This window comes from Rhodonellum sp., from assembly GCF_030656585.1.
Classification (GTDB): Bacteria; Bacteroidota; Bacteroidia; order Cytophagales; family Cyclobacteriaceae; genus Rhodonellum; species Rhodonellum psychrophilum.
Genome location: NZ_JAUSPP010000020.1, coordinates 1 through 21,988 on the forward strand (window position 1 = coordinate 1; position 21,988 = coordinate 21,988).

Below are 21,988 nucleotides of genomic sequence, written 5' to 3' on the forward strand. Positions count from 1 at the left end.
ACAACCAGCCTAATTTGCAATCTGGAATCCATGATTTTTATATTTTAAATGAGGACAGTATTTTTTTAAACAGGCGACGCGCTTATAAGGTCTATCTGATCAATCAGGAGTTTGAAATAGTCAAGGCAATGGATTTCATGGGGAAAAACGATGAAATAGACAAAAACACGGGTTGGCCTAAGTCCAAGGAAACATTTATGCCAGTGTGGAGCAGAAACCGTTTTTTTAGGAAGATCGGAGACAAGATTTTTGTTTCGGGCGCACCTAATATAATAGCATCTTCTGTAGATGCATTCAACACTAAGACCTCGCTCAATTCCTATTCTTTCGGGACAGAAGAGATCACACCCTTGCTTGGTTATCCTGAGAAGATGCAAGGCAAGATATGGGGGGAGTTTTTTAAAATGATTTCTTCAGATTATAGCCAAGAGGATTTTTTTGTGCACAGCTATGCGGCGGATGAGCGGGTTTACATCACGGATCGAGTGATGAATCTCATCCATGATTTTGAAGCCTTTCCGGAGGGCCACAAAAAAGTACCACCACTAACAGTAAAAGAAATTGAAAACTCTGATGCTCTTTTATCTCATTGGCAGGACAATGATTTATTCGGATCTGTCCACTGGGATCCTTACAGGAAACTGATCTACAGGATCATGGAAGAGCCCAATGTGAGCTACAACAAGGACATGCTTCGAGATCCTCTTGAAAGAGCGAGGAATATGGTGGTGATGGCTTTTGACACAAAGCAAGATTATCGAAAGGTGGCGGAGATGCGTCTGAAAAAATCAGAAAAGGGCATTTACCTGGACAGGTGTTTTGTCAATGAAAAGGGTTTTAATATTACGTATGTGGACCTCGAAAATGAGGATAAGTTGTACTTCAAGACATTTTTGGTAGAATGAAAAATATCGTGTTTTTACTTATTTTACAGGGGTTTTTGGCAGTGTCGTGCACTGAAAGATCATCAAAAGATGACCTTACGCTGGTTTATTTGGAGTCAATACTTAAGAAACCACCCCTGATTTCCCAGCGCTACATCATTTTATCCGATTATAGTTGTTTGCCCTGTAGGGAGGCTATTTATCAGGAGATAGAAGATAAATCTTCTCAAGATGTTTATATCATCCTTGCGCTAAGAAATAAAGCAGTTCTTGAAGACAGATTTCATGAGACCATTTTAGAAAAAAGATTCTATTTAGATTCATTAGAAATCAATAAAAAGATGGGGTTTTTTGTCAGTCAAGCCATTCGTGTTTATCATGATGGTGATGGATGGGTAAACGAACAAATCGAATAAAGTTTAAATTCTTGAGGCAAATTGGGTAGCATTTTACTTCTTAATTTATTCCTGGTAATTGATTAATCGCTATGAAAACTCATTTTTGATGTTTAATAGCATGATTTAGAGGTCTAATTTACAGGCTCCTGTCATCTTTAGGGTCGTGCGAAATATATTTCAAAACGGAAAAACAGGCTGGCGGGCAACTCCACTTGCGACAAAAAATAAAAGCTGCCCTTTCGGACAGCTTTGTGATTATTTGATGCTGAATGGCATGCTAACTTTGATTTGATCCCAACTGAGGGAGATAAGCCCATCGGCATCTGAGGTCTTTTCTACTTCGTAAGTCAATCGTTGAACTTCATGATCAAGCTCTTTTGGTTGCACAATGATTCTTACTAAATCCTCCACTTCATCATATTCATCCGCCAAATGTTGATCAAAGTTTTTGTTCAGGATCACCGTCCATTCCGAAACTCCCGGTATAGTGAAGAAAGCGTAGGTTCCAGCCTTTACCTCGGTGCCATCGATTACCACATCTTTCGAAAAGGTGACTGCAGTTGCCCAGTGTGAGCCACTTACCCAAACTTGGTCATAAGCGACCAATCCGTTCCAAATCGTTCTTCCCCTTTTTCCAGGAGAGCCATAGTTTATGGTGACCTCAGTCCCTCCAATGCTACCTTTGGCTTCCCTTCTTGCGCTACCCTTGATGGTGTCGTCCACAAGACCAAGGTTTACGCTGTCCGCATAGCCGACCATTTCCAAAAGGTGCTCTTTTTCGAGTTGAGAGATTTCTGTTGTCGGCGCAGTGGTTTCGACTTCTTTTTTCTCAGGATTACAAGCAATAAGAAGTCCTGCCAACGCGCAGGTTGAAATTTTTAAAATGTTGTTCATTTTAGTAAGGGCGTTTTGTTGTAAGCGGGTTCTATTCAAAAAAAGAAGAAGCCTCTCAAAAGAGGCTTCTGAAAATTAAACTTCTTTCAATTTATCCATCATTTCTTCCGAAATCCCGGTGTTGGAATAGCCTCCGTCATGGAAAAGATTTTGCATGGTCACCATTCTGGTAAGATCAGAAAACATCGTGATGATATAATCTGCACAGGATTCCGCGGATGCATTTCCCAAGGGGGACATGGTCTCTGCAAAATTATAGAAAGAATCAAATCCTCCGATTCCTGTTCCGGCAGTGGTTTTGGTCGGTGATTGGGAAATGGTGTTCACCCTTACTTTTTTCAGTTTTCCATAGCGATAGCCGTATCCCCTGGCAATGCTTTCCAACAAGGCTTTGGCATCTGCCATATCGGTATAAAAAGGATACACGCGCTGTGCAGCAATGTAGGACAATCCGATAATGGAACCCCATTCTTTCATCACATCCATTTTTTCGGCTACTTGCATCATCTTGTGGAAAGAAACTGCGGAGACATCATAGGATTTCATCGCCCAATCATAATTCAGGTCACCATAAGAGCGGCCTTTTCTGATGTTTGGGGACATGCCGATGGAATGAAGCAAAAAGTCAAAATCGCCTCCAAGATATTCCTTGGCTTCGGTATAGAGTTTTTCAATGTCTTCGAGGGAAGTCGCATCTGCCGGGATCACAATGGTATTGCATTCCTGCGCAAGTTCATTGATGGCGCCCATTCTCATGGCGATCGGGGCATTGGTCAAAACGAACTTGGCACCTTGTTCCTTTGCTTTTAGGGCTGCTTTCCAGGCGATGGAATTTTCGTCCAAAGCGCCAGTGATGATTCCCAGTTTTCCTTTCAGTAAATTCTCAGACATGATATTTCTTTTTTGGTTGGTTCAAATTGAATCGGTAAAAATAAGGAAATTTATGAGGAGTGCATAACCCAAAACCCCTAGGCCATGAATGATCGGTTTTTTGTCCGCAAAAATCATCCTTTACCCTACCTGTAGCCAAAGAAAGTGATTCCTTAGCCCTGTTTTTTTTGATTGATCAATGGCTATTTTTCCAGAAGTTCTCTTGCACTTTCAAAAGCGGTGGCAGAGGGATTTGCGCCTGCGATCATTTTTGCGATTTCCGTGATGCGGTCTACCGGATTGAGCAATTTGATCTTGCTGATGGTTTTTTCGGCACTGTTGTCTTTGTAAACAAAATAATGTTGATCCCCTTTGGCGGCGACCTGTGGGAGGTGGCTGATGCAGATGACCTGGTGTTTTCGTGCGATATCCTGCATCATTCTGACCATTTGCAGGGCGACTTCTCCGGAAACGCCCGTATCTATTTCATCGAAAATCAGCGTAGGCAATGCCATTTTATCCGCCATGATGTATTTGATGGCAAAAATCAATCTTGAAAATTCACCGCCTGAAGCTACCTGTTTCAGGGCTTGGGGCTTGATTCCCTTGTTTGAGGAAAAAAGGATGTCGATTTGGTCAATTCCTCTTTTTGTAGGTACGATGGTTTGGGCGGAAAATTCCACCCGCGCATTTTCCATTCCCAATTGTTCCAGCAATTCTCTGAGCTGATCGCCAAAGGGCTTGAAACCCGACTTTCTTTTCTTGCTCAAGGCTTCGGCTTTGGAAAGGACTGATTTTTCAGAAAGCAGCATTTCTTTTTTGAGCTTGGCCAAGGCTTCTTCCAAGTGATCTACCCGAAATGCCTTGTCCGCCAGTTCTTGCTCCAACACGATCAGGGCTTCCACAGAATCCAGTCCATGCTTCTTCTGCAAGTGATAGATTTTGCTCAACCGATCTCTGACGGTTTCGAGTTTTTCGAAGTCTACTTCGATATTTTGGTCTTCATCTTCGAGGCTTTCGGCGATATCCTTGAGCTCGATGAGTACACTTTGAAAGCGTTCATTGAAAGCGTCAAATTTCTGCGCATACCTCCTCAATTGTTGCAATCCCTGGTTGGCCGTCCCAAGCATCTGAATGGCACCGAATTGATCGTCATTGATGGCAGCCAAAATCTCATTGATCTTGGTCTTGATTTCTTCGGCATTTTCCAGGATTTCCTGCATGCTTTCCAAGTCGGCCTGCTCACCTTCCTGGAGTTTCAGGCTAGAAAGTTCTTCCAATTGGAATTTATTGAAATCAGCCTCTTTGTTCAGTTCCAAGGCGGACTGTGACAGTTTTTCGTAGGCTTTTTTGTTTTGCTGGTAAGCCTTGTATGCCGATTGGTATTCGGATAGTTCTGCTTGGCATTGGGAAAATGCGTCGATCAAGTCCAATTGATAATCCCCTTCGCCCAAAAGTAAATTGTCATGCTGTGAATGGATGTCCATCAAGGCCTTTCCCAATTCTTTCAGTGTCTCCAGTTTGACAGGCGTGTCGTTGATGAATGCCCGGGATTTCCCCGTGGGGCTGATTTCCCTTCGGATGATACAGGAAATCTCAAAATCCAATTCCTCCATAGCAAAGAAACTTTCCAAGCCATAATCCTCGATGGAGAATTGGCCTTCGACAATGCATTTTTTGCCGGAATCAAAAAGTGTTTTGGTATCGGCCCTGTTTCCCAACAAGAGCCCCACTGCTCCCAACATGATGGATTTTCCTGCACCGGTTTCTCCCGTGATCATGTTGAGGGATTTGCTGGGCTCCATTTCCAAGGAGTGGATTAGGGCATAATTGGTAATGCTGAGGGATTTGAGCATTGAGTTTGTTTTTTACAAGGCAAAGCTAACAATTTGAACTCAACCTTTCAGAAGGTCATTGTATTTTCTGGCATTATTGGGATCAACTTTCAGCAAATACCCTACTGCTTCGGTCCGGATTTCTGCTGATGCCTTTTTTAGGACTTTGGTGATTTCATCGCTTTTTGCATCGATAAAGGCAATGGTGAAAATACTGTTGGGTTGCGCTTGATTGGCATCGGAAACCAACTTGATCGCGGCCAATATGTTTTTATAAGCCTCTTCAGGTTCTCTGAGAATGATGTCCATTCCTCTTCGGTGGTAGAGGTAATACGCTTCCCTGATGGGTGCGAAAACGGAAGAGATATAAATGTCATTGATTAGCCAGTAGCGATTTCTCCTGTCACTCGGATTTTGGCTCCAACCCGGACGAGGGGTTTGTTGTGCATTGTTTACGATAGCATTCGCGATCTCAAAATAGGAATCCCCACCGCGCAAAGCGAAGGAGTCATAATCGATTCCAATGGCCATGTATGCATAATAGGCAAGGAGGGAACTGATATTGTTGAGAAAAGAAAACCGGTTGAATTCCAGGGGTTGCGATTGTAAAAACTCAAAGGACCAATTTCTGTCAATGAAATTAAAGACCATACTTTCGTAATTGGTGCCAAAGATGGGTCTTACCGTCTGCACTTGCACCGTGGCATTGTAGAAGCCAACTTGAGGCATGTCATTGATGGTGATGAGCATGTTGCCTTTGATTCTTTCCAAGGACTGAAAATCATCTCCTGTCCAGTTTCGCCCGTTCAAAAATTGCTCGAAACTCACTTTCATGTCTTCAAAAACATCTTTTTCCTGCGTTCTGGCGCGGTCGCTGTTGATGATGACGGTAAAATTCAACTCTTGGGCAGAGCTACTGAAGCAATAAAAAAGCAATAAAAAGGAGATTCCTAAAACGCGCATACTTATCTTTTGGAATTTAAAGATAACCATAAATTTGAGTTTAGATCAGGACCGGAAGGCTTTTGATACCCGAAAGGATCAATTCGGCAATCTGGTCTTTTGGCAATACTTCGGAGGTTTGAGGGTTCCCGGTTTTGAAAAATAAGGTTACCTTATTGGTGTCGTGTTTGAATCCGGCGCCTGCATCCTTCATGGAATTGAGCACGATCATGTCAAAATTCTTTTTGGCCAATTTTTCCTTGGCATGAAAAGCCTCGTTTTCGGTCTCCAGCGCAAAACCGACGTGGATCTGATGCGGAAGTTTTTTGTTCCCCAGATTGAGGGCAATGTCTATGTTCTTGACCAATTCCAAGGTAAGGGTTTCACCTTGTTTCTTGATTTTTTCGACGGCTGCAATTTTTGGGGAATAATCGGCGACGGCCGCGGCAAAGACACTGATGTCCATCTGGGAATGAAGATTTTCAGCCTTCTGGAACATGTCGCTTGCACTTCTGACGGGATGGATCTGAATGTTTTGGTGGGCGGGTTTCACCGCTCCCTCGCCTAATATCACATGCACTTCCGCTCCTTTTTTGGCAAATGCCAATGCGAGTGCAGCGCCCATTTTTCCACTGGAATGATTACTGATGAACCGCACAGGATCGATGGCCTCTTGTGTTGGTCCTGAGGTGATCATTACTTTTTGCCCAGCGAAGCTTTTTTCGGCAGAGAAATGGGCAATGACCTGATCAAGAATATGCTCGGGCTCCATAAGTCTTCCCTGTCCGGAAAGCCCACTGGCCAACTCACCGTCTTCTGCTTCCAGCACGATATTGCCGAAGGAAATCAATTTATCCAAGTTTGCCTTTACGGAAGGATGTTGGTACATGTCCAGATCCATTGCCGGAGCGACCATCACTGGGCACCTGGCGGAAAGATAAGTTGCGGAGAGCAGGTTGTCACAAATGCCATTGGCGCATTTTGCGAGTGTATTTGCACTGATGGGTGCTATCAAAAAAAGATTGGCCCAGAGGCCCAATTCCACATGGTTTGTCCATACCCCCGTTTCTTCCACATGGAATTGGTGGAGAACCGGATTTTTGGAAAGCGTGGACAAGGTAAGGGGTGTAATAAAATCAAGGGCAGAAGTACTCATGACGATGCGTACTTCTGCCCCTTCTTTGACCAGTAACCTGGTGAGATAGGCGGATTTGTAAGCAGCAATACTGCCGGTTACGCCCAAAAGGATTCGCCTACCTTTGAGTCTCATTTATCTGGAGTTTCCTCTACTGGATATCTGAAATAGATCTTTTTTTCCAAGAACTCTTCCATCGCAAGGTTGGTAGGTTTTGGCATTCTTTCGTAAAACTTGGAGATTTCAATTTGCTCTTTGTTTTCGAAAACCTCTTCAAGGTTATCCACAGTGGAGGCAAATTCTGAAAGTTTGTTGTTGAGCTCTTCCTTCATGGTGGAAGCGATTTGTTTTGCTCTTTGGGACACAACAAAAATGGATTCGTACAGATTGTCTGTAGGAGCCGCTATCTTATCCAAGTCTCTTGTGATGATGGAGGGATTGATTGCCATATTTATTTTATTGATTGATTTCAGATTTGTTTTCTTTTTTTTCGCTTTCGGGCGTTGCCGCCTTTTCCTCAGCTTCCTTTTTGGCTTTCGCCAGTTGCTCATTGTAATCTAGTTTCAATTTCTGGTGCGTGGTGAGCTCTTTGGTGGTTGTGATGACCAGACCGTCAATTTTTCCCAGGTATTTACTTTGGGGATATTTTCTTCTGAATTGGTCTGCAAAGCCCAATGCATTTTTTAGTCTTTCTTCTTTTTTGTCAAAAACACTTCTTTCTCCGTATGCGGAAGATACTTCCACCAATTTGTAAGCCAGTTCTTCATTGTACTGGCTGTCAGGATAGGATTTTGCAAAATTCTGGAAATTGATGATACAAGCCCTATAAAAATCACCTGGATACAATCCAGCGGTCATTTTGAAATAAAGTGAAGATTCCTGATAGGCTTTTTCCTCAAATCTCTTTTGCAGATCATTGATCATGGCAGTAGCTCTTTCGTAGGAATCCGATTCGGGGAACCTGTTGATGAAAAGCTGAATGGCATTTACGGCATCCCTGCTGCTTTTTTGGTCCAGGTTGAAATCCGGTGAATCCAGATAAAGGGAATAGGCATTCATAAACATGGCCTCTTCTGCCAAGGGGCTTCTGTTATACGTCTGATAAAAAGTATTGAAGTAACCAGCGGCCTCTATGTACCTTTTGGTGCGGTAATGACAATAGGCATAATTGAAATCCGCCAATTCCGAACGCTCACTGCCCCGGATCACCGGAAGGACCTTGTCATACAGGATCATGGCTTTGTTGTATTCGCCAGCGGCATAGTAATCATTGGCTGCGGTATACAATTCTTCCCAGTTGGTGCTTTTTTCCAGCTTGTAGAATTTGCCACAAGAGGTCAAAGACAAAACAAGGAGAATGGGAATTATATAGAGAGAAAGTTTTTTCATGATTTTTGGAATCGCAAATATAAGGTTTTATTAATTTGTATCAAACCTAGAATGGAGTGCTTTGCAGAAGCTACTTCTTGACAACGAGCTTTTTGGTGACGATATTTTTGTTGTCCACAAATAAAGTGTAAAAATAAACCCCAGGATTTAACTCACTGACGTTGATCACCAAGGTTTTTTGCATGGGGTCCAGTCTGAACTCTCCGATAGGGTTTCCAATAAAACTATTGATGCTTATTTTGGCCAAGGCCGCAGGATTTTTGAATTCATAATCGATATAGGCTACTCTATTGCTCGGATTGGGATAGACTTCACCGATGGAGATGTCTCTGTGGAAAGTGTCATTGCCGTTGGCATTGGGATTTACGGTGTTGTAAACGGCTTCAATGATGAATACATCCCGAAGGTTTGCGGTATTGGTGAAATGCAGGTCAAAATTCCCTCTTGTTTCGGTGATGCCCAAGAAGAACTCAAGATACATGTCCGTGAATATTTCCCCTGGCTGAAGGGTCAATTTTATCTTCGCCAGATCCTTTCTTGGATCAAAGCATTCGTCCCCGATACAAAGTTTGATGTTTTGGGTAGAACCGATATTTCCACGAAGGAATTTGAGCACATATTCCTTGGCCTGATTGCTTTCGTTTTGGAGAATGATGGATTTTCTTTGGGAGGAACCGATCTTTCCCGTAAACTCAATGTTTTCAGAAAGCACACGTATCTGCCTGGCCTCCAAAAACGGAGCGAGCATTAGCAGAAATGCACAGAAGAGAAAGAGGGCTTTCATGTAAAATTTTGTCAATAAGCTGGGAATGTTCGTGTAGGAAATTATTTATTAATACGAATAAATTTACCGATTAGGTTTGTACTTTGGAAGGGTTATGGGTTAAATTTTGTTAATCAATGTAAAATTTTTTCACAAGCCTTTCGTTTGGCTTTTCCCATCGATCAAAAAAGCGGCCGATTGGATTCTTACAGATTATTTTTTTTGTTTTTCCAGCAATGCTTTCTGTATTTCCTCATCCGTTGGGGCAGGAATGACCACATTAGGTTCGTTGAAAAAATCGAAGCGATCTGGGTCTCTTTCTTTTGGCTTTCTCCAGGCATTGATGATCTCCATGGTGGGTTTTTCTTCTTCTCTCCACACAAAACCTTCTAATTTCTTCAGTTCTTCCTTCATTATATGGGGTGGAGTGAACGACCCTTCTGGTTTGATCAGGTGATTGATCTTGCTGATATTGCCATCCGTGAAATACATCAGGATCCTGGCGCAGAGCAATTTGTTTACTCCCCTGAGGGTGCTGTCATTAAGAAGGTCGAAATAGAGGGATTCCCCGTTTCCTTCTACATCCAGCTTGCTCATTTTTCCGTCAAGGAAATTCCCGGTCATCCTTCTCCCTTTTATCTGGTTGAAATTATTGAGGGTGTCTTTGGTGATGACAAATGCTTTTTGCTTCAAAAAGGCGGTTTCAATATTCTCGTTTGCGATGACAAAATGGATGCTGTCTGCCGTGATTTGGCTTTTGTTGTTCCAAAGTACAGGGTCCTGATAAAGATGTATGGTGGAATCCGCATAAATATAGGCCATCGAATCGGCCACTCCGTACAGGTCGGCCTTCATCAATTGGACCTTGTTGAAAGCCAGTAAATGCCTTTGTTCTGCCAATTCATGGTCTTGGGAGATCAGGGTGTCGGCGATCATGTACAAGGTGTCCGATTCAAAGTACTTCCGAACCAATGCATTGCCATAGACCTCGCTGTATTTGCGCTCTTCCCAGTATTTTCCTTCTTCCCCAAAAATCTCCACTTCCCTTTCCTTGTTGTAAACGCTGACGTTTACCTTTCCTTCATAATAGTTTTTGCCCTCATCATAATAGAGTGTTTCCGCCGAAACCCTGCTGGTTTCACTTTCTGCATCCCCTTCGTAGAAGGTGAAGATTTTGTTTTCGGTATCGTAAAAACTCCCTTTTTGGGCATTCAATTTGTTTCCATCTTTGGAAATGATATTGGTGATGGAGACCGTCTCTGCAGTTTTCGGGATGGTTCTATAAATCAGGAAATCCGTTTTCAAGGTGTAATCCGGGTTGACCAAATCGACCTTGTCGGTAAAGGTGATTTTTTCGAGAGCAGTTTCATATTCCCCATTTTCGCTGGTCAGGACATTGGTGCTGTCCACGACTTTGCCATCATTGAAATAATTGGCAATACCGGTTGCCCGGTTGTAGTCCAAGAAATCAGTGTAAAGCGTAGTGCTTTCATTTTTGAAAACCACCTTGTTTCTCAATTTGGCAACGCGTGTGTTTCCATCATATTCGGCATACCTGCTGGTGGTGGTGACCGGGTCTTTTTGATCGATGATCCTGACGTTTCCAAAAAGCTTTGCCATGTTTTCTGCCCGATAAAAATGTGCGGAATCACAATAGATAAGGGAATTTTGGTGTTTCATTTTGACATCCCCTATCAATCTTTCAAACCCTCTGGCCCCAAGAAGTACTTCCGCCTGCTGTATTTCCAACATGTTTCCAGCTTGGGCAAAGAGCCCTTGGGGAGAATAGGAAAGGAGGATAAATAAAAGAATAAGGGTGTTTTTGATCATTTGGCTATTTGTCAGCGGCAAAATTAACCAAAAATGGTATTTTTGGTTCATGGTTGACGACTTTATCCGACATATACGTTCAAAAAATCTTTTGGATGCCCACAAACCTTATCTCCTTGCCATCAGCGGTGGAATGGACAGTGTCTGTCTGGGGAATTTGCTGAAGGCTGCCGGAATTGATTTTTCCCTCGCCCATGTCAATTTTCAGCTCAGGGGTCAGGAAAGTCAGGGAGATGAGGCTTTTGTCCGGGAGCTGGCGGAAGAGTGGGGGGTTCCTGTTTTTGTCAATAAAACAAAAGAAGATGATTTCAAAGAGAGAAACCAATCCGTCCAAATGGGTGCCAGGGATTTCCGGTACCAATGGTTTGAGGAGTTGATCAAGGAGCATCATTTTGAGGGAGTGCTTGTTGCCCACCATTTTGAAGATCAGATTGAGACCAAGCTGCTCAATTTATTGAGGGGGACAGGTATCGAAGGGCTTTATGGAATGGCCGATAGAAGGGGCAATATCATCCGACCACTGCTGCCTTTTCGCCGGGTGGAAATCCAGAAATATCTCGAGGAAAACGGGAAGGTTTGGCGGAATGACAGCAGCAACCTCAAGAATGAATACAAACGAAATTTCCTGAGAAACCAGGTGATCCCTTTGCTTGCTGAAGGGTTTCCGGACGGCTTGTCGGCCATTGATCTCAGCTTTCAGAGACTTAAGGACACAGGAAGGGCCTTTTTTTATTTTTTCGGGGAATGGAAGAAAAATGCGGTCCGTCAGGAAGGAGACCACTTTTATCTCCCTTTGGATGCGATCGAATTCCTCCCAGGCAAGAATTCGATGCTTTATTACTGGCTCAGGGAATACGGCTTCAACTATTCGGATGTGGTTTCGATTATGGAGGGGATCCAAAAAAAGGAGCCTGGCAAAACCTATTTTTCCCAGACCCACGTCATCAACTTGGATAGGGAAATGCTGATCGTGGGCTCGGATGATTTTGAATTGGAACCAATCGATATCCAAGCGACGGACATCCAAATCCGAATCAAAAACCATCATTATGAATTGATCCACCTCAGTGGGGAACATGAGTTGGACAGGGCCAGGGAAAATGCAATGCTGGACATGGACCGCTTGGAATTCCCCCTCACGGTAAGGAAATGGACCTTGGGGGATAAGTTTGTTCCCTTAGGGATGAAAAACGAAAAAAAAATCAGCGATTTATTGATAGATTTGAAGATCCCGCTCATCCACAAAAAAACCGTAACGGTTTTGTGTTCAGGAGATCAAATCGCCTGGGTGATGGGATACAGGATCAGTGACAGGTTTAAATGTGATGCCAATACCAAACGCACTTTATATTTCAAAAAAACATAACATGATCAATCCATTTTCTAAAACTTTCAGCTCGGAAGAATTGGGAGTATTTCAATTTTTGTGTCAAATCAGGTTTTTTGAGAAGTTGAAAGACGTTGAAATGGCGAGTTTTTTCCCAGCCATCCATAACCGTAAATATTTGAAGGATGAGATTGTCTTTTTTAGGAATGATCCCAGCCAAGCACTGTACCTGATCAAATCCGGGACGGTAAACCTCACTCTAGACATCAAAGGCAATTTTGAAATCATCCAGAAAGTCAGAAAGGGGGAAGCATTTGGCGAGAATTCACTCTTGGAAAATTCCAAACGGATCTATACCGCAATGGTGAGTTCGGAAGAGGCGGATTTTATGGTCATTCCCCATTTTTCCATCCAAGAGATTTTCAATACAAATCCAAAAATCAAGGCAAAAATGATGACTTCCCTGTCTGAGTTTTATGACCAAAACAACCAAAGGCTCTTTAAATCCTACCAGAACTCTTTCGGGTTCTTTAATCTGGGAGAGATGTTTGACAAAGGATAAGGAAGTTTTTATCCTCAAATCGTATCTGCACAATGGCCTTGCCTGGAGATCAAATTGGATGATCGGTCAAACAGTTTGTCCGTGGAATGTCATGGCGGAAATCGAATAAAATTGAAGGGTAGATTTGGCAACTGACAAAGCCGAAAGCTTCAGGCAACTTGCTGTTCAGTACTTTTGGCTGATCGCAGCATCGGGGATTTCGACAAATCGGGAAAAGAAAAAAAACTGGCGGAAATTAAAAAAAGAATTTGGACCAAAGGCAAAGAAAGGGGAAACTTTCCATCGATTGGTCTAAAAATTACCCTTGCCGTCACATCTTTTTACCTTTTGGCAAGTTATCAAAGGATTGCTTTATTAAATGTCCTTTGTTTAATAACTTAGCATCGCTTTTATAAAACAGTTAAAATTTTAAATATAAATCATAGATTATGACAAAAGTAACCGTAGTTGGAGCAGGAAATGTTGGAGCGACTTGCGCCGATGTTTTGGCTTACAGAGAGATTGCTCAAGAAATTGTTTTGTTGGACATCAAAGAAGGTGTAGCGGAAGGCAAAGCTTTGGACATTTGGCAGAAAGCCCCCATCAACCAGTATGACAGCAGAACTGTAGGAAGTACAAACGATTATTCCAAAACTGCGAATTCGGATGTCATCGTGATCACCTCTGGTCTTCCAAGAAAGCCAGGAATGACCAGAGACGATTTGATTCAAACCAATGCAGGAATCGTGAAAATCGTCACAGAAAGTGTCGTAAAACACTCTCCCAATGCCATCATCATCGTGGTGTCCAATCCTTTGGATGTCATGACATATCAGGCACACATTACTTCCAAACTGCCTAGAAACAAGGTGATTGGAATGGCTGGAATATTGGATACAGCCCGATACAGGGCTTTTATCGCAGAGGAGTTGAATATTTCTCCCAAAGAAATTCAAGCCATCCTTTTGGGTGGACATGGTGATACCATGGTACCATTGCCAAGATATACCACAGTAGCGGGGATTCCCGTGACTGAATTGATCGAAAAGTCAAAATTGGATGCGATCATCGAAAGAACAAAATCCGGAGGAGGAGAATTGGTGAAACTGATGGGAACTTCCGCATGGTATGCTCCAGGAGCAGCGGCAGCGCAGATGGTGGAAGCCATTTTGAAAAACCAAAGAAGGGTTTTTCCAGTATGTATCAAACTTGAAGGAGAGTACGGCATCGACGATTGTTACTTGGGAGTACCGGTAATTTTGGGCAAAAACGGTGTTGAAAAAGTGCTTGAACTGGATTTGAATGCTGACGAAAAAGCCCTTTTGGAAGTATCCAGAGGACACGTCAAAGAAGTAATGGCTGTGTTGGACAATTTGGCAAAAGCCTAATTGCAAACGGCATCCAACCTGAAATCCCCGGTTATTTATAGGGGATTTCAGGTTTTCTTATTTTTTTAGCCCCCGATTGAATTAACTTCCCAAAAAATAAAAGGACAGCAGTGAGCATAATAAAGCAAATCTTAGTCATCGTTTTAGTATTGAGCCTAGGAGCTGCTTCCTACTTCCTGTACAAAGGGGGTTTTTTTACAAAAGAAACAAATGCATTGGAGCTCATTTCGTCCGAAGCTATTTTTGTGTTTGAAACAGAGGAACCCATCAAGGCTTGGAACCAATTGGTCACCCAGCCGATTTGGCAGAGACTTTCCGAATTGCCCTCGATCAAAAATATTCAAGACCAATTGGTCTCGCTGGACAGTTTGGTAGGAAGGTCCGGCAGTTTGGATCGGTCCTTAAAGGGCAACCAAATGGCGATTTCCTTACATGCCGTCGGTAGGGACGAGTTTGATTTTTTGTTCACCATCGCATTCAAAAAAGGGGCAGACGAATCCTTTATCAAAGAATTGGAAGAAAATCTTCCTGATTTATCCAAGATTGTCAAAAGAAATTACAGCAACATTGAGATTTTCGAATTTCAAAGCACAAACCTTGAAAGAAACCTGACATATTCCAAAATCGGGAATGTCCTGGTCGCAAGTTATACCTCATTTTTGGTGGAAGAAGCCATCCGTTTTTCACAAGACAACCCCCTGAGCAATTTCAAGGACGAGTACAAGGAATTGTTTTCCGAACTCCCCTCTCCAAAAGGACTAGGCGTCTTTCGACTGAGCAGCAAGGGACTGTCCAATTTGGTCGCGGGAATCAGCAGCGAGGCCCAAATGCCCTTGATCCAGAATTTTTCAAAGAACAAACTGGCGGCAAATCTGGAGCTTAAGTTTGCCGATAATAAAATTGTCCTTGACGGGATAGCGGTGTTTTTGGATGGTCAAAAGATCGATTTTAAGCCTTTGGCGTCCACTCAGGGACAGTTTTTTAGCAATTACATTTCCAATAGAACCGCAGCATATTTCCAGTACCAAGTCCAAAATGTAGATCAACTCCAACAAATTGAAAATCATGGGTTTCAGCCAAGAAGTACCTTGACTGGTGATATTGAGAAAAACCTGATTGAAAAGGGGTTTATGGAAAATTTGAAGGGACAATTGGCCTACTTGATGTTGGAAACTGTCGGCAACGAGCCCCAGGATCGGGTACTTTTGATCCAGTCCGATCAGGTGGAAAAGCAGATTCAGCTGCTGAAGGAATTTAATCTGGGTCTGGAGAAAATTGATTTGTCCCTGATCCCCGTGGATTATTACCAAAACCAAGAAATTTTCATGATTTCTGAGTCAGATTTCCCCGCACATTTGTTTGACGGCAAATTCATGGGCTTTGGAGACACCTACATCACAGGGATGGAAAATATGCTCGTCTTTGCCAACAGCAGTAAATCCCTGAAAATATTCATCGATGATGTGTACAGCGACAATACCTGGGGGAAATCCATCGCCCAGCGGCGATTTGTCCAAGGGGTTTCGGGTGCTGCATGGTTTAATTTCGTGATCAATGTGCCACGGATCTGGAACAGCGTCGTCGAAATGAGCCTTCCCAATTGGAAAGTGTTTTTCCAAAAATATGCCCCACAGCTAAAATCCATGGATATGGTGGCCATGAATGTCAGCGGCAAGGACGGTAAAAACGAAGTCAATTTGGCGTTTGGCTACAATTTGGATCCCATTAAATCTGTGCAGAGTGTGGTGCTCACCGAAAATAAATCGGTTCAATTCAGTGACCGACTGCTCTATGGACCAAAAAGCATCCAGAATTTCAATGACAAAAGTGTGGAGTTTGTCATCCAAGACGAATTGAACAAGCTCTACCTAATCACCTCTGAGGGAGAGGTGGTGTTTTCTCAGGAATTGGACGGGCCCGTCGTTTCGGAAGTTTTCCAGATCGATTATTACAAAAACGGCAAGCTCCAACTGCTTTTTGCCACCAGTGGAAATATTTACGCCATTGATCGCTTCGGCGTTTCCATTCCTGGATTCCCTGTGAATCCAGCCGAAGAAGCCATTACGCACCTCAATCTGGTGGATTACAGCAACAATAAGGACTACCGCTATTTCGTGGCAACCGAAGCGGGAAACCTATTCCTGTTGGATAACCAAGGGAAGGCTTTGGACGGATGGAATCCCAAAAAAGTGAATGGTCCGCTTGCCACCGTCCCGGCACATCACCGAATTGCAGGAGTTGGGGACCAAATGCTTGCGCTCAGCAGCAAAGGTGAACTTTATCTTTTCAACCGAAGGGGAGAAGCACAAATAGGCAGTCCCATTCGACTTGGCGATGCCCTCACCACGGATTATATCCTTCTCGAGAGAGGGAGTGCAAAAGACACTAGAATCGTCACCATCACCAAAGATGGAGAAGTCGTCCAGGTAAATTTCAGGGGAGAACTCACTTACAGAAATCAATTGTTGCGGCCTGATCGCGAAAGCAAGTTCAATTTGGTAAAGGATCAAAACAATGACCGATACCTCTTTGTGGTGCAGGAATACAACAAGGTGACCATCATGGATTCGGAATACAAAGTATTGTTTACCAAGGATATTTCCGCAGAAGAGATGGCATTTCAATTTTTCTCCTTTGGCGGGGACAAAAATCTCTTTGTATTGATTGATAAAACACAGGAGTTTATATATTTATATGATCTCAAGGGAGAGTTGCTCAACGCACAACCCATCGGCGGTACTGGAAAAATAGAAGTGAAATATTCTCCAGCCACAAATGAATACATCATCTACAATGTGGAAGAATTCCGATTTAAAGAGTATAAACTCCCGATTTAGAAAAAAATGAGTAAATCGGATTAAAACCTAAAATTCACCCAGATCATAGGCCATCCTCCATGATTACTTTATTGCCCGTGTGATGCATCAGCAATTCTAATTCAGCCTGAAATTGCCCAAAAATCAGTCTTTGTTTACAATTTTTGACTTCACCCTATTAATAATATGCATTGCTTTTCAATTAGTCAGGTTTTCTTGCAGTTTCAAGCCCCATTGGGAAATCTAATGCCTATCCCGGGTTTAATTTACGCCAACTAAAATTATTCAATGAATTGTATAATAATAGATGACGATTTATTGTCACGTGAGCTCCTAAGAAAATATATTTCCGAAATCCCAGAATTGGATTTGGTAGGTGTTTGTGGAAGTCCCATGGAAGGCTTGGACCTAACCCGCAATCAAAAAGTTGATTTGATTTTTTTGGATGTGGAAATGCCTGAAAAGAGTGGGATAGAGTTTTTACAGGAGCTGAAGGTTAAGCCGCTTACCATTTTTGTAACTTCTAAACCACAATATGCTTTTGAGGCCTTTGAACAAGATGCCGTTCATTATATTGTCAAACCCATTGATAAACTTAAGTTAAAAAAAGGGGTTCAAAAGGCAATCGGAATGTATGCTGCAGAAAAACCAAACGTCAATGAATCCACACATTTGTTTTCAAAAGAAGATGGAGGGGTTGTCAAGATCAAAATTGAAGATGTTTTGATCATAGAAGCCTCTGCAGATTATATGATTGTGCATACATTGGAAAAGAAACACATTGTACATATCACAATGAAATCCCTGCTGGATAAATTGCCTCGGAAGGATTTTAGCAGAATACACAGGAGCTATGCAGTCAAGCTTAATAAAATTCAAAAAATAGGCAGGAAAAGTGTTTTTGTGAACAACAAAGAATTACCGATGAGCAACACCTATAAAAAAACCCTAATTGGGTTGATTTCTGAAGAGTGAATTCATCAAAATTCATTTGATCGAATAAAATGGGGTGTTTATCGAGAAAAATAAATGAATTAGTTTGAACGCACTATTTTTGTGACTTGAATTTAAAAGAATATTATGGTACTTAGAAAAGGTTATCTACTTGTTTTGATGGTATTGATGGCAATGACGTCCTGTCAAATACATGAAAACCAATCGGACACAAATCCAAACGAAGTGTTAGAAGGCTACTCGGGGATCAAACCACCCGATGGATTTGACTTTTCGACCTCGAAGAATGTGGATTTGGAAATCCGGTCCTTTTTAAGGGTGAATGTCCCACTGGGAAAAATAACCTATTCTATTTATGACGGCAACCCCTTTGACAATGGAAATTTTATTCAATCCATTTATTTGGACAACAATGGCGTAGGAACCACAACTTTGAGCTTGCCTTCCAGTCTGGAGAAAATATGGCTGGCAACCGATTTCATCGGAGCAGTGCCGCTTGTCGTGGTTCCTGTCGTGGGTTCCAAAATCATCCACAAAATAGATGCTTCGAATCCTGAGGCAATTGCTGCCCAGGAAGCGAATTTAAATTCCAGTTACTTGCGGCTTTCATCCGTTACAGAAGACTTTTCCACATTGGGGACTTGGGACAAAAATGGGAGACCCGAATACTTTAGCCAAAGTGATCTGATAAACGCAGAATTTCTTCGTCGTGTAACCGCAAATTTGCCGGAAAGATCAGACGTCAGAAAGCACAATCCCGAAATTCTCAGCAATAAATATAAGAGACAACTTTTTTTAAATGAGGATGCAGAAGTTTGGATCACCTTCGTCCACAATGGGGCAGGGTACAAGAATGCTGTTGGATACTATTATTATAAGAATGGCCAGGAACCAAAAATACCTGCAGACATCAAAAACCTAACAATTATCTATCCCAATATTTCTGCTTTGAAATCTGGAGACAAGGTTAAATTAAAAGGGGATCTGCCTGGTGGTGGTTTTTCCAAAGACACCAATGTGGGTTGGTTTCTCATTGCAGATGGCTGGAAAGGGGTTTTGACAAAGGGGAATGCAGTCATTTATTCACAAGCTGAATTGAATTCCATTGTCAAAGACCCAAACTTGAGAGAGCACATGGTGTTCTTATATGACCAAACCGAAAGGGTGCTGCTTATGGGTTGGGAAGACCTCTTAAGGGACAAAAGCAGTTGTGATCATGATTTCAATGATGTTGTTTTTTATGCCAAGTGGAATCCAATAACAGGTGTCAGTATTGCTGATTATGCACCAGTTGGCAATAATAATTCAAAGGATTCAGATCTTGATGGTGTGGATGATATCTTGGACCTTTATCCAAATGACAAGGATCGCGCATTTGATAACTTCTCACCAGGAAAGGGTGTTTTTGGCACATTGATGTTTGAGGATCTATGGCCAAGTTATGGAGATTTTGACATGAATGATTTGGTGTTGGGGTACAATGTAAAGGAAATAACCAATTCAAATAATCTGATAAAGGAGCTGGAACTGAAAGTGGTCATCAGGGCTACTGGTGCGAACAATAAAAACGGATTTGGGATTGAATTCCCTATTTCGCCTGAGAGTGTGGAAAAAGTAACTGGATACAGACATTCAGAAGGATATATCAAAACACTGTCAAACGGTCTGGAATCGGGCCAAAGAACTTCTTCATTGATTGTTTTTGACAATGCCAACTTCAAAATGCCTGGAATGGCGAATGTTTTTCTTAGTGAAAGGAACCATGATAAGGAAGATACCCTAGTTGTGAAAATGATATTTAAAAACGCATTGAGCAGAAAAGAACTGGGATCATTTCCGTACAACCCCTTTATGATTATTGGGAATGGGGAGAGGGGAAAAGAAGTCCATCTCTTAGGTGGAAAACCTACCGATTTGGCTGATATAAAAATATTCCGAAGCAACAAAGATAGAACGGATCCCAATAGGGGTGTCTATTACAAAAGCGTTGACGGACTCAATTGGGGGCTGTACGTGCCTAAAACGATTAGTCACGTTGTGGAAGGGGTTGACTTTTCAAAAGGCTATCTAAAATTCAGGAATTGGGCAGTTTCAGGTGGTTTGACAAATCAAGATTGGTTTGAAAACAACGGTGAAAACCTCAACAAATCCCTGCTTTACAACAAATAAATCAATGTACATATCAAACAGGCTGCCCTTCCTTAGGAAGGCAGTCTGTTTTTTTTAGAAATCACAAGAGTCCAAGTCGCGTCCTTTATGGGATATGTTTCTGATAAAATTTTTTGTATCCGGCTAGTATATCTATTTTTGTGTTCGAAATACAAAAACGTTTATGATGCTTAATAGTAATTCAATTCTTTTTTCAATTCTTTTTTTTTTTATGGTTGCCTTTCCTGGGATGGGGCAAGTCATTCTGGATGAAAACCAGATCCCGGTTGATCCAAAAGAATACCACAATTTAAGTTCGCCCTATAATACAACACTTACCTTTTTTTACAACCTAAGGCCAGACAATTACGAGCCGGAGGCGGCTTCAAAGTCGCTTTCCCTCTCTTCCAAAGAAAAGGCGGAAGCGGTAAAATTAACCATTAAATTGAAACAGATTTTTGACGGAAAGGGGATTTATGTCAGGCTGAACGAGGTTCCCAATGAGCCGAATTACCTAGACTCTCTCAAGAACAATCAGGCAAGATATTTTTTTGATGCCAAGCGCCTTCCCAGCATTTATTTGGAGAAAAAAGGTAGAGAATGGAAATTCAGTGCTTTCTCCGTTTCACAAATCAACGAACTGCATCAGGAAACCTATCCTTTCGGTACGGGAAAATTATTGAATCTATTGCCCAAGCTGGGCAATCAGGTTTACTTTGGCCTTCAATTCTGGCAACTGGCGGGTATTTTGATTCTGATATTGATGCTTTTTGTTTTCCATAAAGTGATTACTTTTTTGGTGGACAGAGGGCTATTGCATTTCCTCGAGCGCTTCAATTATGGTGAAACCGGAGAGAAATATTTGCTTCCCTTGGCCAGGATCACAAGTATTTACTTTGTTGTCATGCTGCTCTCGCTTTTTATCAGGCTGCTGCAGTTGCCGATAGAGGTGGTCTCTTGGATTACCATGCTGATCAGTGCCGCAAAACCGTTCATCATTACCCTTGTGTTTTACAAAATCGTGGGAATCGTGGCAGTTTATTTCGCCAGGCTTGCCAGTAAAACAGATTCTACACTGGATGACCAATTGGTTCCTCTGGTAAGAAAAACGATGAAAGCCTTTGTGCTCATCGTAGGAACACTCTATATTTTAAAGGAAGGCCTGGAGATTGACATATTGCCATTTTTGACCGGTCTTTCCATCGGGGGTTTGGCTTTTGCCTTGGCCGCCCAGGATACGATCAAAAACTTCTTTGGGTCCATTATGATCTTTATCGACAAGCCCTTTCAGGTGGGGGATTGGATCACCAGTGGCGATGTGGATGGGACTGTGGAAGAAGTCGGATTTCGGTCCACCAGGGTAAGGACATTCAGGAATTCGGTTACCTATATTCCCAATGGAAAAATCGCGGATGCCACCATTGACAATCACGGTCTTCGCCAGTACAGGCGTTTCTACACGACCCTCACCATTACCTATGATACACCGCCGGAATTGGTGGAGGCTTTTGTGAATGGACTGAGGGAAATCGTGATCGCCCATCCGGATACACGGAAGGAAAACTTCAACATTTACTTCAATAATTTGTCAGCTTATAGCCTCGATGTGATGTTTTATGTGTTTTTCCGTGTCCCGGATTGGGCCGCCGAATTGCAGGCAAGGCATGAATTGTTGATCAGGATTTTGAAATTGGCCAATGAACTTGGGGTAAGGTTTGCCTTCCCAACGCAGACGTTGCATATGGAAACTTTCCCGGAGAAGAAGTCAATGGTTCCCGAATATTCCCATGATGCGGCTGGTTACCAATTGAAACTTCAGGAATTCATGAAGACCGAATTCAATAAAAAGGATTTGAACTAAGGAAAAAAACCTA

General features: G+C 42.4%; 18 protein-coding genes. 9 read left to right on the forward strand and 9 right to left on the reverse strand.

The genetic code is table 11. The features are described 5' to 3' along the window. Both Q7J63_RS04310 and Q7J63_RS04315 read left to right on the forward strand, forming a co-directional pair. On the forward strand, nucleotides 1–905 hold a 905-nt coding region (locus Q7J63_RS04310), incomplete at its 5' end, for a DUF4221 family protein (RefSeq protein WP_304884240.1). Further along, a complete protein-coding gene (locus Q7J63_RS04315; protein ID WP_019600511.1) occupies nucleotides 902–1,300 on the forward strand; it encodes a hypothetical protein in 399 nt (132 codons plus the stop codon). The genes Q7J63_RS04310 and Q7J63_RS04315, both read left to right, overlap by 4 nt. Before the next feature lie 237 nt (nucleotides 1,301–1,537). Here the strand turns inward: Q7J63_RS04315 and Q7J63_RS04320 are convergent, their stop codons facing one another. From Q7J63_RS04320 to Q7J63_RS04360, 9 genes are all read right to left on the reverse strand, one after another. Then, nucleotides 1,538–2,176, reverse strand: a complete 639-nt coding sequence (locus tag Q7J63_RS04320) for a DUF2911 domain-containing protein (protein WP_304884243.1) — start codon at nucleotides 2,174–2,176, stop codon at nucleotides 1,538–1,540. A gap of 75 nt (nucleotides 2,177–2,251) precedes the next feature. Further along, nucleotides 2,252–3,067 (reverse strand): enoyl-ACP reductase, encoded by an 816-nt coding sequence (locus tag Q7J63_RS04325; RefSeq protein ID WP_019600509.1) that lies wholly within the window; start codon nucleotides 3,065–3,067, stop codon nucleotides 2,252–2,254. Between the two features lie 182 nt (nucleotides 3,068–3,249). After that, a complete protein-coding gene (gene recN / locus Q7J63_RS04330; protein ID WP_304884246.1) occupies nucleotides 3,250–4,902 on the reverse strand; it encodes a DNA repair protein RecN in 1,653 nt (550 codons plus the stop codon). A gap of 39 nt (nucleotides 4,903–4,941) precedes the next feature. Continuing rightward, the gene (locus Q7J63_RS04335) at nucleotides 4,942–5,844 is read right to left on the reverse strand and encodes a DUF4835 family protein (protein ID WP_304884248.1); all 903 of its coding nucleotides are present in this window, start codon (nucleotides 5,842–5,844) and stop codon (nucleotides 4,942–4,944) included. 40 nt (nucleotides 5,845–5,884) lie between these two features. Beyond that, nucleotides 5,885–7,093: a bifunctional phosphopantothenoylcysteine decarboxylase/phosphopantothenate--cysteine ligase CoaBC gene (coaBC, locus tag Q7J63_RS04340; RefSeq protein ID WP_304884250.1), complete on the reverse strand. Its 1,209-nt coding sequence runs from the start codon at nucleotides 7,091–7,093 to the stop codon at nucleotides 5,885–5,887. Beyond that, nucleotides 7,090–7,407: a DNA-directed RNA polymerase subunit omega gene (locus tag Q7J63_RS04345; RefSeq protein ID WP_019600504.1), complete on the reverse strand. Its 318-nt coding sequence runs from the start codon at nucleotides 7,405–7,407 to the stop codon at nucleotides 7,090–7,092. Before Q7J63_RS04345 ends, coaBC begins: the two co-directional genes overlap by 4 nt. 7 nt (nucleotides 7,408–7,414) lie before the next feature. Then, entirely contained in the window at nucleotides 7,415–8,347 is a 933-nt protein-coding gene (locus tag Q7J63_RS04350; RefSeq protein WP_304884252.1) for an outer membrane protein assembly factor BamD, read from the reverse strand. A 70-nt stretch (nucleotides 8,348–8,417) separates the two neighbouring features. Continuing rightward, nucleotides 8,418–9,131, reverse strand: a complete 714-nt coding sequence (locus Q7J63_RS04355; RefSeq protein WP_304884254.1) for a T9SS type A sorting domain-containing protein — start codon at nucleotides 9,129–9,131, stop codon at nucleotides 8,418–8,420. A 192-nt stretch (nucleotides 9,132–9,323) separates the two neighbouring features. After that, entirely contained in the window at nucleotides 9,324–10,940 is a 1,617-nt protein-coding gene (locus Q7J63_RS04360; protein WP_304884256.1) for an OstA-like protein, read from the reverse strand. 49 nt (nucleotides 10,941–10,989) lie between these two features. Here Q7J63_RS04360 and tilS point away from each other — a divergent pair, with 49 nt between their 5' ends. From tilS to Q7J63_RS04395, 7 genes are all read left to right on the forward strand, one after another. Continuing rightward, complete coding sequence (tilS, locus tag Q7J63_RS04365) at nucleotides 10,990–12,306, forward strand: tRNA lysidine(34) synthetase TilS (RefSeq protein WP_304884258.1); 1,317 nt, start codon at nucleotides 10,990–10,992, stop codon at nucleotides 12,304–12,306. 1 nt (nucleotide 12,307) lies between these two features. After that, nucleotides 12,308–12,829 carry a Crp/Fnr family transcriptional regulator gene (locus Q7J63_RS04370; protein WP_019600499.1) on the forward strand — a complete coding sequence of 174 codons (522 nt, stop codon included), beginning with the start codon at nucleotides 12,308–12,310 and terminating at the stop codon, nucleotides 12,827–12,829. A 428-nt stretch (nucleotides 12,830–13,257) separates the two neighbouring features. Then, a complete protein-coding gene (gene mdh / locus Q7J63_RS04375; protein ID WP_019600497.1) occupies nucleotides 13,258–14,196 on the forward strand; it encodes a malate dehydrogenase in 939 nt (312 codons plus the stop codon). Between the two features lie 110 nt (nucleotides 14,197–14,306). After that, nucleotides 14,307–17,033 carry a hypothetical protein gene (locus tag Q7J63_RS04380; RefSeq protein ID WP_304884262.1) on the forward strand — a complete coding sequence of 909 codons (2,727 nt, stop codon included), beginning with the start codon at nucleotides 14,307–14,309 and terminating at the stop codon, nucleotides 17,031–17,033. 267 nt (nucleotides 17,034–17,300) lie between these two features. Continuing rightward, the gene (locus Q7J63_RS04385; protein WP_304884263.1) at nucleotides 17,301–17,987 is read left to right on the forward strand and encodes a LytTR family DNA-binding domain-containing protein; all 687 of its coding nucleotides are present in this window, start codon (nucleotides 17,301–17,303) and stop codon (nucleotides 17,985–17,987) included. Nucleotides 17,988–18,092: 105 nt separating this feature from the next. Continuing rightward, nucleotides 18,093–20,135, forward strand: a complete 2,043-nt coding sequence (locus Q7J63_RS04390; protein WP_304884265.1) for an LruC domain-containing protein — start codon at nucleotides 18,093–18,095, stop codon at nucleotides 20,133–20,135. Nucleotides 20,136–20,346: 211 nt separating this feature from the next. Continuing rightward, on the forward strand, nucleotides 20,347–21,975 hold the full coding sequence (locus tag Q7J63_RS04395) for a mechanosensitive ion channel family protein (RefSeq protein ID WP_304884267.1): 1,629 nt from the start codon (nucleotides 20,347–20,349) through the stop codon (nucleotides 21,973–21,975). Nucleotides 21,976–21,988 lie beyond the last annotated feature (13 nt).

What these genes read in the sequence shown, in the direction of transcription:
- Q7J63_RS04315 (WP_019600511.1), top strand. Translation starts at nt 902, where the DNA reads ATGAAAAATATCGTGTTTTTACTTATTTTACAGGGGTTTTTGGCAGTG.
- Q7J63_RS04320 (WP_304884243.1), bottom strand. Translation starts at nt 2,176, where the DNA reads ATGAACAACATTTTAAAAATTTCAACCTGCGCGTTGGCAGGACTTCTT.
- Q7J63_RS04325 (WP_019600509.1), bottom strand. Translation starts at nt 3,067, where the DNA reads ATGTCTGAGAATTTACTGAAAGGAAAACTGGGAATCATCACTGGCGCT.
- recN (WP_304884246.1), bottom strand. Translation starts at nt 4,902, where the DNA reads ATGCTCAAATCCCTCAGCATTACCAATTATGCCCTAATCCACTCCTTG.
- Q7J63_RS04335 (WP_304884248.1), bottom strand. Translation starts at nt 5,844, where the DNA reads ATGCGCGTTTTAGGAATCTCCTTTTTATTGCTTTTTTATTGCTTCAGT.
- coaBC (WP_304884250.1), bottom strand. Translation starts at nt 7,093, where the DNA reads ATGAGACTCAAAGGTAGGCGAATCCTTTTGGGCGTAACCGGCAGTATT.
- Q7J63_RS04345 (WP_019600504.1), bottom strand. Translation starts at nt 7,407, where the DNA reads ATGGCAATCAATCCCTCCATCATCACAAGAGACTTGGATAAGATAGCG.
- Q7J63_RS04350 (WP_304884252.1), bottom strand. Translation starts at nt 8,347, where the DNA reads ATGAAAAAACTTTCTCTCTATATAATTCCCATTCTCCTTGTTTTGTCT.
- Q7J63_RS04355 (WP_304884254.1), bottom strand. Translation starts at nt 9,131, where the DNA reads ATGAAAGCCCTCTTTCTCTTCTGTGCATTTCTGCTAATGCTCGCTCCG.
- Q7J63_RS04360 (WP_304884256.1), bottom strand. Translation starts at nt 10,940, where the DNA reads ATGATCAAAAACACCCTTATTCTTTTATTTATCCTCCTTTCCTATTCT.
- tilS (WP_304884258.1), top strand. Translation starts at nt 10,990, where the DNA reads ATGGTTGACGACTTTATCCGACATATACGTTCAAAAAATCTTTTGGAT.
- Q7J63_RS04370 (WP_019600499.1), top strand. Translation starts at nt 12,308, where the DNA reads ATGATCAATCCATTTTCTAAAACTTTCAGCTCGGAAGAATTGGGAGTA.
- mdh (WP_019600497.1), top strand. Translation starts at nt 13,258, where the DNA reads ATGACAAAAGTAACCGTAGTTGGAGCAGGAAATGTTGGAGCGACTTGC.
- Q7J63_RS04385 (WP_304884263.1), top strand. Translation starts at nt 17,301, where the DNA reads ATGAATTGTATAATAATAGATGACGATTTATTGTCACGTGAGCTCCTA.
- Q7J63_RS04390 (WP_304884265.1), top strand. Translation starts at nt 18,093, where the DNA reads ATGGTACTTAGAAAAGGTTATCTACTTGTTTTGATGGTATTGATGGCA.
- Q7J63_RS04395 (WP_304884267.1), top strand. Translation starts at nt 20,347, where the DNA reads ATGGTTGCCTTTCCTGGGATGGGGCAAGTCATTCTGGATGAAAACCAG.